General features: G+C 55.4%; 10 protein-coding genes. 8 read left to right on the top strand and 2 right to left on the bottom strand.

The window, feature by feature from the left end; translation table 11 throughout:
• The first annotated feature begins 20 nt into the window (after positions 1-20).
• From ACEWZM_RS16620 to ACEWZM_RS16585, 8 genes are all read left to right on the top strand, one after another.
• Positions 21-956 (top strand): alpha/beta fold hydrolase, encoded by a 936-nt coding sequence (locus tag ACEWZM_RS16620; protein ID WP_414007493.1) that lies wholly within the window; start codon positions 21-23, stop codon positions 954-956.
• Positions 957-996: 40 nt separating this feature from the next.
• Positions 997-1,626 (top strand): FMN-dependent NADH-azoreductase, encoded by a 630-nt coding sequence (locus tag ACEWZM_RS16615; RefSeq protein ID WP_414007492.1) that lies wholly within the window; start codon positions 997-999, stop codon positions 1,624-1,626.
• Positions 1,627-1,742: 116 nt separating this feature from the next.
• Positions 1,743-2,561 carry an SDR family NAD(P)-dependent oxidoreductase gene (locus ACEWZM_RS16610; RefSeq protein WP_414007491.1) on the top strand — a complete coding sequence of 273 codons (819 nt, stop codon included), beginning with the start codon at positions 1,743-1,745 and terminating at the stop codon, positions 2,559-2,561.
• 660 nt (positions 2,562-3,221) lie between these two features.
• Positions 3,222-3,710 (top strand): Lrp/AsnC family transcriptional regulator, encoded by a 489-nt coding sequence (locus ACEWZM_RS16605; protein WP_414007490.1) that lies wholly within the window; start codon positions 3,222-3,224, stop codon positions 3,708-3,710.
• A gap of 164 nt (positions 3,711-3,874) precedes the next feature.
• Complete coding sequence (locus ACEWZM_RS16600) at positions 3,875-5,017, top strand: glycine cleavage T C-terminal barrel domain-containing protein (protein WP_414007489.1); 1,143 nt, start codon at positions 3,875-3,877, stop codon at positions 5,015-5,017.
• Positions 5,018-5,095: 78 nt separating this feature from the next.
• Positions 5,096-5,545 (top strand): OsmC family protein, encoded by a 450-nt coding sequence (locus tag ACEWZM_RS16595; protein WP_414007488.1) that lies wholly within the window; start codon positions 5,096-5,098, stop codon positions 5,543-5,545.
• An 11-nt stretch (positions 5,546-5,556) separates the two neighbouring features.
• A complete protein-coding gene (locus ACEWZM_RS16590) occupies positions 5,557-6,357 on the top strand; it encodes an enoyl-CoA hydratase (protein WP_414007487.1) in 801 nt (266 codons plus the stop codon).
• 2 nt (positions 6,358-6,359) lie between these two features.
• The gene (locus ACEWZM_RS16585) at positions 6,360-8,000 is read left to right on the top strand and encodes an acyl-CoA synthetase (protein WP_414007486.1); all 1,641 of its coding nucleotides are present in this window, start codon (positions 6,360-6,362) and stop codon (positions 7,998-8,000) included.
• 867 nt (positions 8,001-8,867) lie between these two features.
• Here ACEWZM_RS16585 and ACEWZM_RS16580 read toward each other — a convergent pair.
• Both ACEWZM_RS16580 and ACEWZM_RS16575 read right to left on the bottom strand, forming a co-directional pair.
• Complete coding sequence (locus ACEWZM_RS16580; protein ID WP_414007485.1) at positions 8,868-9,881, bottom strand: CAP domain-containing protein; 1,014 nt, start codon at positions 9,879-9,881, stop codon at positions 8,868-8,870.
• An 840-nt stretch (positions 9,882-10,721) separates the two neighbouring features.
• Positions 10,722-13,193 (bottom strand): Hint domain-containing protein, encoded by a 2,472-nt coding sequence (locus ACEWZM_RS16575; RefSeq protein WP_414007484.1) that lies wholly within the window; start codon positions 13,191-13,193, stop codon positions 10,722-10,724.
• Positions 13,194-13,701 lie beyond the last annotated feature (508 nt).

Below are 13,701 nucleotides of genomic sequence, written 5' to 3'. Positions count from 1 at the left end.
AGTTACATGAGGCATCCGAAATGAAGAACCTTCTTCCCATCGCAAGCGCGGTGCTATGCGTCTCGTCTGGTTTGCCGGGCTGGGCCGCTAGCGAAACCCATAGCCAAGTCACCTACAACACTGTCGACGTCGGGGATGTGTCCCTGTTCTATCGTGAGGCTGGACCAAAATCGGCACCTACGATTTTGCTTCTGCATGGCTTCCCGTCCTCATCACATATGTTCCGGGACCTGATCCCTGAACTGGCCGAAACCTATCATGTTGTCGCCCCTGACTACCCGGGCTTTGGTCAGTCTTCGGCACCGGACGCAAAAGACTACGACTACGATTTCGCGACGTTATCAACGACCATCGCAGCGTTTACGGATGCACTCGAGATCGCGAACTACACGCTGTTCATGCAAGACTTCGGGGGGCCCGTTGGCTTTCGTTTGGCACAAGCCAATCCAGAAAAAGTTGACGGTATCATCATCCAAAACGCGACCATTCATGCACACGGATGGAACCCGGATATCGTCAGCCAATTTGCGCCTTTCTGGGAAAACAGAACCTCTGAAACGGAGGCCCCCTTGCGCAGTTTCTTCGCGCCGGAAACGACCAAATGGCAATACAGCCAAGGTGCCACCCTAAAGAGCCGCATCAGCCCAGACGCGTGGATCAACGACCAAGCAGGGCTGGACCGTCCAGGCAACCACGAAATCCAGCTGGAATACCTTTGGACCTATCAAGACAACGTCGCCCAATACCCTGCATGGCAGGCGTATCTCGCTGACCATCAGCCAGACACGCTTATTGTTTGGGGGCGCAACGACCCATTCTTCCTGATCGAAGGCGTCGAAGCCATCCAAGAGCTTGTGCCAGATGCTGACGTTCATGTGTTCGATGCAGGTCATTTCGCATTGGAAACCCACTCAAGCGAAATCAGCGAAGCCGTCCATGGCTTCATGTCACGCTGACCGCGCCCATTCCATCAATCCAAAACAAGAGACCAAAAACATGACCAAAGTTCTTCACATCGTCGCATCCCCAAGAGGAGATGCATCCCAATCTACAAAATTGGCCGAAGCCTACCTGAACGCCGCAACCGAAGCCGACCCATCCTTGTCTGTAGACACATTGGAGCTGTGGAAAGAAGACCTGCCCGAGTTCGATGGTGACAAAGCGGCGGCAAAGATGACCTTCTTCGGTGTTGGTGACATGGGTGCGACCCAACAAACGGCTTGGGACCAGGTTGTCGAAATCGCCTCGCGGTTCACCGATGCTGATGTCTATGTGATTTCTGTGCCTATGTGGAACGGCGGCATACCGTACAAGCTCAAGCAGTACATCGACATAATCACGCAGCCGGGGTTGCTGTTCGGCTTTGATCCAGAGGCGGGTTATTCTGGATTGCTGGAAGGCAAAAAAGCGGTGGTGTTTTATACCTCCGGCGTATGGGCCCCCGGGGCCGACAAAAGGTACGGCAGCGATTTCCACTCAGAATATCTCGGGTGGTGGCTTGATTTTGTAGGTGTCAAAGACATCAGGAAACTGCGCTTTCAGCCCTCACTTTTGACCGCCGATCCAGAAGGCGATCAAAAGGCCGCCGTAAAGAACGCGATCGATCTGGCACGCGATATCGCCTGATCCGCGCCCTTCCCCGAACCAATCAATCAGTCGCCGTTCGCGCGGTGGCTGATCTTCACACGGCTGATAGGAATAACATCATGCGCAACTTAAAAAAGACATACTAGGGATGGGCGTTGATCACTGGCGCATCCTCAGGGATCGGCAAAGAAATGGCGCGCGCGCTTGCCGCCCAAAAGTTCGATCTCATCCTTGTCGCAAGAAACGAAAACGCCCTTGAGAAGCTGTCGCGCGAGGTGATGTCGCAACATGCGGTCCAGACCAGAGTTATCGCGCTTGATCTCGTGCAAGACGACGCGCCGAAAACCCTTCACGCGCAGGTCAGTGACATCGACGTCGGGCTTCTCGTCGCCAGTGCCGGTATCGACGAAATGGGACCGTTCCTTGAAAAGGACTACGCTGATTTGCGTCGCATGATACGTCTGAATGTGGACGCCCCTACCGAACTTGCCCATTTGTTTGGAAGCAATATGGCGGCGCAGCGCAGACGTGGAAAAAAACGGACCGGCATGATCTTGGTGTCCAGCCTGTTTGCCTATCAGGGCATTCCGAACTTTGCAGTCTACGCCGCCACAAAGGCCTATGTGCTGACACTTGGCGAGGCCTTGACGGCAGAGATGAAAAAAAACGGCGTTGACGTGCTGACATTGTCACCCGGCCTCACCGCAACGCCGTTTGCTGAGGGCCTTGAGATGAACGCTGCCCTTCTTCCCATGATCCCGCAAAGCCCTCGGCGCGTGGCACGCGTCGGTCTGCGCAATTTGGGGCGCAAGATGAGCGTCGTATCCGGACTGTTGAACAAATTCTACGCGTGGGAAAACCGCCTCATTCCTCGATCCTGGCCGGTCCATTTGTTCAGCTTTCTCATTGGGAACGCGATGAAGTCATACCAACGGAGCGAAGAGAAAGCGAAAGCCAACAAGGCACGCGCATAGAAGAAAAGAATAACGCCCGCATCAATCTTGATCGGAGCGATTGCGGTGGGCGTTATTGAATTGCTCGGATTATTTATCAGATGTCTCAAGCAGACATTCAGCGTTTGATAACAAAGGTCTCTTTTGTCCCGCGCCCTGAGAATTCGACGCCTTTTGTTCGCTGCGATCTGCATGAATGGCTGGTTTTTCTGCCGCGAGGTAGCACAGACCTTTTCGCTCTTGCCACATTTTCCAAACTGTGAGCGCGCGCAGCCAGAAAATCCAAGGGACAAGTAGGGCTCATAGCCGACATCTGGCTGTTTCACTCATGCATGCCAACAGGCAAGATGCTACTTAACGATGGGGAGCCATGAATGTCGGCGGGGCCGACGAAGCACTATTTCGCTGCGGCTGCGCCACGATCTACCTGCCGTACGATTTGCGTCGAATGATGCGCCAAAGTTCCTATCGCGGCGTAGATCATCGTCGTGTTTCAGGGGCTCAATTCGGGTCGGAAATTTACTGGCCTGAGACGTAGCAATGGCAAAATTGGCGGCCTTGGGAGAGAAAGCGGCGGAAAGCGAGATGCATTTTCAGGCATTCACCGTCTAAATGTCTTCATCTTCCAAAATCTAGGCAATTGTCAGACTATGCCTTGCACTCCAACGGACTAACTGTCTCATGAAAAAAACCGGTCTCGATGCAACAGATATCCGCATACTGAGTGCTGTTCAGCAGTATGGACAACTGAGCAAAACCAAATTGGCCGAGCTGGTGAACCTGTCGCCAACGCCCTGTTGGGCGCGGCTCGATCGTCTAAAGGCTGCAGGCTACATTCGTGGGCATCACGCAACGCTCGCTTTAGAGCGCATTGTCAATTTCACCCAAGTCGTCGTGACGGTCTCGCTCACCCACCATCGCAAGGCCGACTTCGATCGCTTCGAAGCTTATATCCATGGCTTGGATGAGGTGACAGACTGCGTCGCTACAGGTGGCGGGATGGACTATGTCATGAAGACTGCAACACCAAGTCTGATTGCGTTTCAGGCGCTGATGGAAGAGATGCTGACAGCCGACCTGCAAATCGACCGCTACATGACCTACATCGCAACCCGGCAGGTCAAGACGAGCCGGCCAAATCTGGCAAAACTTGTCGCAAACAGGCCCTGAAAACAGGCGCAGTCTGAACAGTCTGAAAACCGCCTGTTTATTAGGCTGTTCAGCCTGTGAACGCGCTTTTTTAGGCCCAGTATCTCCAAGTTTTTCGATCTATATCACCAGCAGGTTTCACCACTTCACGGGTCTGTCAGACCACCTGCTACGAGGGCGAAAAGATGACACAATCAGACGGCTTTGGCTTCGGCACACAAATTCGCAAATCTCCGTATTTTGACGCGACAGTTCGCTGGGGCGCCAAGGGATTTTCCGTATACAACCACATGTATATTCCCCGTGATTTCGGCGATCCGGAGCAGAACTTCTGGAACCTCGTGAACGAGGCGATCCTGTGTGATGTGGCGGTCGAGCGCCAGGTCGAGATTACCGGACCGGACGCTGCGAAATTCGTCCAGATGCTGACTCCGCGTGACCTGTCGAAGATGGCTGTGGGCCAATGCAAATATATCCTGATTACCAACGCAGAGGGCGGTATCCTGAACGATCCGATCCTTCTGCGCCTTGCGGAAAACCACTTCTGGATTTCACTGGCTGACAGCGACATCCTGCTTTGGGCGCAGGGCGTCGCCGTGCATTCGGGTTTGGACGTGTCGATCTGCGAGCCTGATGTTTCTCCGCTTCAGCTTCAGGGGCCGAACTCGGGGCTCATCATGCAAGAGCTTTTTGGCGAAGACATCATGGACCTGAAATACTACTGGCTGCGTGAGGTGGATCTGGATGGCATCCCGCTGATCGTATCGCGCACAGGCTGGTCGAGTGAGTTGGGCTACGAGCTTTACTTGCGTGATGGGTCACATGGCGATCAGCTTTGGGAACGGATCATGGCCGTCGGAATGCAGCACAACCTCAAGCCGGGGCACACATCGTCGATCCGCCGCATCGAAGGCGCCATGCTCTCTTACCATGCCGATGCCGACATCCACACCAATCCTTACGAGCTTGGTTTCGACCGCCTTGTGAACCTCGACATTGAAGCTAATTTCATCGGCAAGGCCGCACTACGCCGCATCAAGGAAGAAGGCCCGAAGCGCAAGCAAATCGGCCTTGTGCTCGACTGCGCCCCCCTCACCGGGCCGAACACAACGTTCTGGCAAATCAACTTTGGCGGCGAGGCGATCGGCAAGGTAACATCGGCGGTCTACTCGCCGCGCCTTGAAAAGAACATCGCGCTGGCGATGGTCGACGCCGAGTGCGCCAACATCGGTGCAGAGGTCGAGGTTGTCACCATGTCGGGACCGACACGCGCAATGATCGTGGAGCGGCCTTTCTACGACGCCAAGAAGAAGATCGCAGCGGCCTGAGCCCGCTATATCGACCCGACGCGCGCTTGCTTCAAAGCGCGCGTCCTACGTCTTCTCACCTAACAAGAGACCAACGAAATGTCCGATCTTGCTATCGAGCTGCATTGGCAGCGCGCCACGCCCGTTTTGCAAACCGGCAAATACTCCAACGCGCACACCGTTCAATTTAACAGCGGCTTTGATGTTCAGGTCGATTCCGCGCCCGACTGGGGCGGAGATCCGGCCAACACCAACCCCGAGCAAGCGCTGGCAGCCGCGCTCTCCAGCTGCCATATGATGACCTTCCTGGCTCTGGCGGCAAAGGCGGGCTGGCCCGTGGCGAGCTATCACGATTATGCCGAAGCCCATCTGGGCAAGAACCCGAAAGGGCAGATGTCAGTCACTCGAATCGACCTGCACCCGGTGGTGCGCTTTGACACCGGCTTTGCCGTGGATGAGGCGCAGTTGGCCCAGATGCAGGACCGCGCGCACCGCTATTGTTTTATCGCCAACACGCTGGCTGACAGCGTCGAGATCAACATCCGCTAATGGAGCGCCCTATGACTGCGACTGACATTCTCCTCTCTGATTTGGGTGACGATGGCGTCCTGCGTCTCACGCTCAATGATGTGGCCCGCCGCAATGCGCTTTCCGAAGCGATGCTTGGCGCCTTAGGCACATCCATTGCGGAGGCCGGGCAAAACCCGGCGGTGCGCGTCATCATCCTTGCCGCCAATGGCCCCGCCTTCTGTGCAGGTCACGACCTCAAGGAAATGACAGCAGGCCGCACGGGCGCGGATGGCGGCAAAATGTACTTCGCATCAGTCATGTCCATGTGCTCGGGTGTGATGCAGGGCATCGTCAACTGTCCCAAGCCGGTGATCGCCGAAGTAACAGGCGTCGCCACCGCGGCGGGCTGTCAACTCGTGGCGAGCTGTGATCTGGCGGTTGCGGCGGACACGGCCCAGTTCAGCACCCCGGGCGTTCACATCGGCCTTTTCTGTTCGACTCCCATGGTCGCCCTGTCGCGCAATGTCTCGGCCAAATACGCGATGGAAATGCTTCTGACGGGCGACATGACGCCCGCCACACGTGCCGCCGAGATGGGCCTCGTCAATCGCGCTGTACCCGAAGACATGCTTCAAGATGCGACGCTGAACATGGCCCGTAAGATCGCCTCCAAGTCGTCGATGACGCTAGCCACCGGCAAGCGCGCCTTCTATGCACAACGCGAAATGCCGCTGGCGGAGGCCTATGACTATGCGTCCCAAGTGATGGTCGACAACATGCTCGCGCGGGACGCTGAGGAAGGTATCGGCGCCTTCATCGAAAAACGCGCACCCCAGTGGCAGGACGTTTAAAAATGTGTGCAAACCCCTACAACACCGACCTGGACCGCACCCCGGCCAACCACCAGCCGCTGACGCCGCTCACCTTCCTTGAACGCGCCGCCACGGTGTTCCCCGAACATACTGCCATCGTCCATGGCCCCCTGCGGCGCAGCTATGCCAGCTTCTATGCCCGCGCGCGAAAGCTTGCCTCAGCCCTCGCGGACAAAGGCATCGGGCGGGGCGATACAGTCTCGGCCATGCTACCCAACACACCAGCCATGCTCGAATGCCACTATGGCGTGCCCATGTGCGGTGGTGTGCTGCATTCGATAAACACGCGGCTGGACGCGGCGCTCATCGCCTTTCAGCTCGATCATGCGATGTCGAAGATCGTCATCGTTGATGCCGAGTTCCTGCCGCTCATGCAAGAGGCGCTGGTGCTGGCCGAGGTCGACCCTCTAGTGATCTTGGTGGATGACCCTGAATATGACGGCGCGCGCATGGCGTTTGACGGGCCAGACTATGAAGACATCGTCGCAGGCGGCGATCCCGTGTTTGACTGGCTCATGCCCGAAGATGAATGGGACGCGATCTCGATCAACTACACCTCGGGGACGACAGGCGATCCCAAGGGTGTCGTCTCGCACCACCGCGGTGCCTATCTGCTGGCCCAAGGCAATGCGCTGACCACGTCGATGCAAAAGCATGCCGTCTACCTTTGGACCTTGCCAATGTTCCACTGCAATGGCTGGTGTTTTCCTTGGACGCTCTCGGCGATTATCGGCACGCACGTTTGCCTGCGGCATGTGCGGGCTGAGCCGATCTGGAACGCGCTTGCCGGTGAAAAAGTCACCCACCTCTGCGGCGCACCGATCGTCATGTCGCTGCTGATCTCGGCGCCTTCGGACGTCCAGCGTGCGCTCGATCACACTGTGCAGTTTTTTACCGCTGCCGCACCGCCCCCAGAAAAGCTGCTGGCTGATATGAAAACCGCAGGCTTTGACGTAACCCACCTTTACGGGCTCACCGAAACCTACGGCCCTGCCGTGGTGAACGATTGGCATGAAAGCTGGTCATCCTTACCCGGCGAAGAACAAGCGCGGCTGAAATCACGCCAGGGCGTGCGCTATCTGCCCCTTGAGGGGCTCGATGTGCTCGATCCTGAAACCATGGAGCCCGTCCCACGCGACGGCGAGACGATGGGCGAGGTCATGTTCCGCGGCAACGTCGTGATGAAGGGCTATTTTCGTAACCCCTCTGCCACGCGACAGGCCTTTGAGGGCGGCTGGTTCCATTCCGGTGATCTGGGCGTGATCCATCCCGATGGTTATATCCAGCTCAAGGACCGCTCAAAGGACATTATCATTTCGGGCGGCGAGAACATTTCTTCGATCGAGGTCGAAGAGGTGCTTTACAACTACCCCGCAATCGAAATTGCCGCTGTTGTCGCCATGCCGCACGAGAAATGGGGCGAAACCCCCTGCGCGTTCATCGAACTGGCGCCGGGCCAGGAGATCGACACCGAGGCGCTGCGGACATGGTGCCGTGACAGGCTGGCGGCCTACAAGGTTCCCGGTCGGTTTGTCGTGACAACCATTCCCAGAACGTCGACCGGCAAGATTCAAAAGTTTGCGCTGCGTGAGTACGCAAAGGAGCTCGCGGCACAGTCATGAGCCAACGCTCGTGTGCTTCGACAGATATTCATTGATTGCTGTGACATCTCCCTAGGCTAAGACCGTATCATCTCTGAATTCTTGATCCATTGGACCACATTGCAGCCATTCTCGCACTTTGCAGCATTGGGCAAAGTGGGCTCAAAAGCCGACTTGCGGCAGTGCAGAGTGATGATCACCGGCCTAGACTGGTTGCAGTCGCCGTCGTCGGTGACCGCAGGCAGCCCTACTTGTTCCCTGGATTTTCTCGCTGCGCGCGCTCACAGTGTGGAAAATGTGGCAAGAGCGAAAAGGTCTGTGCTACCTCGCGGCAGAAAAACCAGCCATTCCTGCAGATCGCAGCGAACACAAGGCGTCGAATTCTCAGGATGCGGACGGTCAGGACCTTCGCTGCATGTACACCAATGTCAGGTTTGAAATCGGATGAAAAAGCTGGCGCCGCGTTCTCGCAAATCTCAAATCTCAAATCTCAAATCTTGCGGCTTATCAGTGAACTGCAAGGTCCAATTGGTACTATACGTAAGGGCCACTACCCTGATTTTTCTTCCGCTTTGGCGCGTACCCTTTCTTGATCAGCCAAATGGCACAAAGTACTTCCCCGACACCGCAAATCGCGAAAATTGTCAAGACACGATCAATATCGTCGTTCAGCAAGATGCCAGCAATCAACCCACTTAAGAGGACAGCAATCGGATAGAATCCCTGCGCAATTGCGCGACGTGTGCCAAGAACCTGACCGATCTTGCTCTCTGGGTGTTGCTTCAAGCGAGATTGCATGATTGACGACATTGCCCACTGGCCGGATGGCGGCACGCAGGATGAGGCCCGGCGCGTCTTTTTGGCGCCGGACATCGCCGATGCGATGACTTACATCGCAAAGCAGTCATCAAAAGGCATTGCCACTTCGGACGATGAACCCACGTTTGCAAAGTCCATCCAATCCCATGACCAGTCAGAGGATGGGTCATTCGGAGCGGCGGCCCCGTCTTGTTCCGGCGCGGCTTCTGACATCATAAACTGGGCGTTCCACCAATCGGAGTTTCCGTTGCCATTGCCCGTCCCGTTCACGCCGGTGCCAGTGTTTCCGAAGCCGTTGCCTTGGCCATTGATCCCGTCGCCGGTGTTTCCGTTGCCGTTATTGTTGCCGCTTCCGGTGGGCAGATCGTTGATGAAGTCCAAATCCAACCAGTCGCCCCAAACAAACGCGTCCCAATCATAGCCTGCAAAGATGGGAGTGTCGGTGGCATTCTCCGGCGGTTGAGACATGTCTTGAGGTTGCTCTGTATCGTCGGAGTCTGTTGCAGCCTCTGTGTCATCGTCGTCCGCCTGTGTCTCGAGATTTGGCGTTTCGGGGTCCTCGACAGTAGCGATCACTTCGGGCGTGTCGGTTGTGTCATCTTCCTCTATGTCCGCGGGTGCGCTACTCTCTGCCTCAGTTGTCCCAAAGTTTTGGGTAACCATGACAGAGTCCCAATCCCGACCGTCCGTGAAGAATTCACCCTCTTCAATCCCAATACCGATCTCAGTGAACATTGGGTTCAAGATTGCATCCCGGTGGGAAGGGCTGTTCATCAAGTTTTCATGGATCAGTTCGACGTCATCAGAAAGGCCGGGATCACCCACCTTGGAATGCCACCCAATGTTTTCGCCAACAGCGGACGCGCCTTCCAATACATAGCCAGCGTCCTCAACCCGATCTGCCGGCGCAGTTCCGTCAACACCTTGGTGGTTGAATATGTCATTGTCGAGCATCCAGCTGCTGTGATTTTCTGCTGCTAGATTTAAGTTGTTGTTAAAGGTCAACGGGGCGACGCCAACCTCGGCGCGTTCAGCATTCACGAGTTCGAGCATCTGTTGTTCCAAAGCGCTTGCTTGTGACATGGTCGTTTCCTTCTGATAATTGAAAGGGTCAGGCCTGTCCTGATCCCTTATTCTGTTGCCGGATTTGGGCCTGCGGCCGTAGCCAAAGCCCAACCCATCTTTTCGCTTTGGCCGAAGACATCCGGCCAAAGTTCTTTCGTGACCCAACCTGCGCTGATTGGGAATATTATATATTTGTTTCAGGTATCTACCGCATTGGAGGCTTCGCTGATCATGACGTCGCTTCCAATGATTTGGACACTAAGTGCGGCCCACAAGCCGACACAACTCAACCGATGCTCTTGGCAAAAAATAAGCATAAGGCTGCCCAAGTGCCCGAAAGTGACAGCCAGAAACAGCTTAGTATCGAGTTACTCTGGTTGCGTTCTCCCTGGACGCGGGAACCCGCCGGCCAACCAACCCAGAGTTTGAAAATGTTGTTTCCTGCGCAAAGCTACCGCTGACCTCGTCTGGCCGATGCCGTCTGTTGACGAAAACACTCAGATGGCCGCATCCAGCCCAAAGCGGCCGCATACTTGGTGACCCACTTGGCGCCAGCACATGCAAGTTGGGCGGAAACCGGACATTCGCGGCGAATGCGAGCAAGCTATTGGACAGCGGTTAAATCCGCCATTCAGAATCTTGGGGTTTGGCATTTTGCCACGCTGCATCTGAGGTCTAGTCTGAGTTCATTCTGCTGAATGCTGCGCGATGTTCGACGGACGTGATAGGTTGGAAGCGACGGTTGGGCGAAATCAAATTCTCTGTTAGACTTCAAAAGAGTAGATCTTGCAGAATTGTCCGTCGAAGCCTTGGTTGTTGTTCTGAGTGCAAGAAGCAACGGAGGATTGGTCGGCAATGCTAGAAATCACGCAACATAAAATCGGCATGAAAACAATCTAGCGTTCCATTTTTTGCCATCTCAAGCACTTTCCTGCGCTTCAAAACCGGTGCGGCGCGCGGGCCATATATTTTCTCAACGGATTTAAGGGTCAGGCCGGGTATCAAAGAATGCAGCTTTACACGATTGAACGCCGATAGCATTTCCAGGCCTATTGGGCCGGGGTAAAAGCTCTCGCATGGTATGCCGTTGGAGATCAGGGTTGCATGCTGATCCAACAAAACATGAAAATATGTCACATACTTCCGTTTCCTGGCATAAGAAGCCAGACGCGTTTCTTCAGCCAGATGTTTTGCCCGCACATAAAAATGCCCGCCCTTTTGATTATCTGTCATTAAAATGCAATGCTGCGGTGACACGCTGAGCGGTAAATGATTTCTCATCGCTCCCGGTTTGATCCGTACTGGGACCATATTTTTCGGCAATGGCGCAGAACCGTTCCCAAGATCTGAGCTTCCAATCCAACGCACAGGTTTTGGACCATGCTCAAGCGTTGTGACAAGGTCACCGGCGCACAGTGCTTCAACTGCAATCCCCCCCAGTGGCGTCGCAATCATCGTGCCCGATGTGAAACAAGGAATGCCAACGGCATTTAGTTTCGACGCACTGTCAACCTGCGACGGCAGAACCCCCTTTAACGTCAGGGTTTCACCGTTGGGAAAGGTCAGGATCGCGTCGCCCGTGCCGTCGCCATTGGTGTCGGTTACCACGACATCCCAAGCATCTATTGGATTGCCGCCACCGTCGATCAGGGTCGAGACATCAATCTGGTCAATCGTGGTGCCATCGCCAAAATCGGTCATGTCGAAGTTTGTGACAACATCCGACCCGGACAGGTTTGTCGTGACGAGCGTATCGCGATCGCTGTCGCTGCCAAGGTCAATGCTGTCGTTACCAACGCCACCATCGACAATGTCGGCGCCGTCCTGAGCATAAATTAGATCATCGCCGCTTTGCCCAGTTATGGTGTCATCACCCGCTCCGGCATGGATGACATCATCGTTGTCGCCTGCAAGGTTGTCGAGCGCATCGACCATGTCGCCATCGGGGTCGCCGACATAACTGCCATCAATCAGTTCTCCACCTGACGTGCCTTCAACGATGTCGTCGCTATAGGGAATACCCATGGCATTCAGAGCAGCGGGATCAGACATAGTTGCTGGCGATATGCCAAAGAAAGTCAGGCTTTCACCATTTGGAAAGGTCAGAACCGCGTTGCCCGAGCCGTTATCAGTGACTGTCACATCATTGACGGTGACCGGATAGCCATTGGCGTCATGCAGATTGGACGTATCCAACTGGTCAATGCTGGTAAAGCCACCGCCGCCAACGGGCACGGGGCCTTCGAAAAGAAAGACGTTATCATTGCCGAACCCGTCATCCAGGACCAGAACGTCGACATCGCCGTCCGAACTGAATTCCAAATCATCGTTACCCGCACCGGCAACCAGCGTATCGGCACCCTGATATCCTGCTATATAGTCATTGCCCGCGCCTGCGTCGACATAGTCATCGCCCGCGTTGCCCACAACCTGGTCATCGTCTGCGCCGCCGATGACGGTGTCATTGCCATCGCCACCTTCGAGATTGGCACTGTAGTCGCCGCCGACAATACTGTCATTGCCATCGCCACCGCGCAGGTCGTCATAGCCAGAGCCGCCCAACAGCGTATCATCGCCGCCGCCGCCAAGCACATACATGCCGCCCGTGTCGGCCGTCCCGTCATAAAGATCGTCGCCGGTGCTCGATAGCCTGACGCCCTCGATCTGGCTAAAGGCAACGGAATCGCTTCCGCTTGTGGCGGTGCCGGTCTCTGTTCCGGTCATGGTTACTGTGACAGGTCCCGTAACGGCTTCAAAATTTAGCACATCATCATCAGGTCCGGTTGTTACGGTTTCCCCACCAACGACTGTGTCGTTCCCAAACCCGTCCGAGAAAAAGAAAGTGTCTTTGTCCGCGCCGCCATCAAGGTGATCGTTTCCCGCGCCGCCATCAAGGTAATCGTTTCCCGCGCCGCCGGTGATCTGATCCCAACCGTCGCCTCCCGAGAGTGTGTCGTTTCCGGAGTCACCGTTTAGCGTGTCGTTGCTATCGCCGCCATAAATGGCATCGTCACCCCCGGTACCAGCCAAGTTGTCGACCCCTGTCGTGCCCGCGATAACATTGCTTGGGATCGTTGTTGAGCTGGCCGTGCCACTGGTCGTCATCCAGGTGTCTGGAACGAAATAGGTGTTGCCATCAGTGGCAATATAGTAGGAGCCCGTATCTGTGACGTTCGAGTAGAATTGCCCATTCCCCTCATAGATACCGGTCCAGGTCCAGCTGCCAGTGCCGACTGTGCCGACTGAGTCGAACGTCGACTGGGTGCCGGAAATCACATCGCCAGCGTCTAGAATTCCGTCGCCTAGAACGACCAGATAACCAATAGGCATAAGTACTTCCTACTAAACTCGATACAACAAGCGCTACATACGCCCTACATTTCCCGAACCTGCGGCCCAGGATTTCGAGTTAGTTTGCAACGTGAATAACTACGATTGTATTAAATGGTGGATCTGCACAAAGTTTTGGCAAATTGTGAGGAAAATAAGAAGTATCTTGACCCATTCATAATTTGAGCCGTTCGGCGTTACTAACGACATCACCCACAAGGGCGATGAATACCGAGTTTTGTGTGTCTACGGCTCAAAACCATCAGCATCGCGAATTGTTTCTGACATCAGCGGCAGTGGGGCAGATCCATTTCGCTCGAGTTTCCGTGCGCCGTTGCCGCGGAGCGCCAAAAACCGAATTTAGTGGCGCTGCAGCGATCGGCCGCTAAACGGGCTGCGGATGCAGAAACTAGTGGCTGTGGTCAACGGCAGCAATGGGGCCGGTTCGGTTCTGAAGGGCGCCCACAGTTCGCGGCTTTGCAGCGGCGGCATTCTGCGCTTCGCTGCC

It is taken from the genome of Phaeobacter cretensis (genome assembly GCF_047372505.1).
GTDB classification, from domain to species: domain Bacteria; phylum Pseudomonadota; class Alphaproteobacteria; order Rhodobacterales; family Rhodobacteraceae; genus Phaeobacter; species Phaeobacter cretensis.
This window is presented reverse-complemented; position numbering and strand designations above follow the sequence as displayed.

Excerpts from the sequence above, each read along its gene's own strand:
- ACEWZM_RS16620 (WP_414007493.1), top strand. The coding sequence starts at position 21 with ATGAAGAACCTTCTTCCCATCGCAAGCGCGGTGCTATGCGTCTCGTCT.
- ACEWZM_RS16600 (WP_414007489.1), top strand. The coding sequence starts at position 3,875 with ATGACACAATCAGACGGCTTTGGCTTCGGCACACAAATTCGCAAATCT.
- ACEWZM_RS16605 (WP_414007490.1), top strand. The coding sequence starts at position 3,222 with ATGAAAAAAACCGGTCTCGATGCAACAGATATCCGCATACTGAGTGCT.
- ACEWZM_RS16595 (WP_414007488.1), top strand. The coding sequence starts at position 5,096 with ATGTCCGATCTTGCTATCGAGCTGCATTGGCAGCGCGCCACGCCCGTT.
- ACEWZM_RS16585 (WP_414007486.1), top strand. The coding sequence starts at position 6,360 with ATGTGTGCAAACCCCTACAACACCGACCTGGACCGCACCCCGGCCAAC.
- ACEWZM_RS16590 (WP_414007487.1), top strand. The coding sequence starts at position 5,557 with ATGACTGCGACTGACATTCTCCTCTCTGATTTGGGTGACGATGGCGTC.
- ACEWZM_RS16615 (WP_414007492.1), top strand. The coding sequence starts at position 997 with ATGACCAAAGTTCTTCACATCGTCGCATCCCCAAGAGGAGATGCATCC.
- ACEWZM_RS16580 (WP_414007485.1), bottom strand. The coding sequence starts at position 9,881 with ATGTCACAAGCAAGCGCTTTGGAACAACAGATGCTCGAACTCGTGAAT.
- ACEWZM_RS16575 (WP_414007484.1), bottom strand. The coding sequence starts at position 13,193 with ATGCCTATTGGTTATCTGGTCGTTCTAGGCGACGGAATTCTAGACGCT.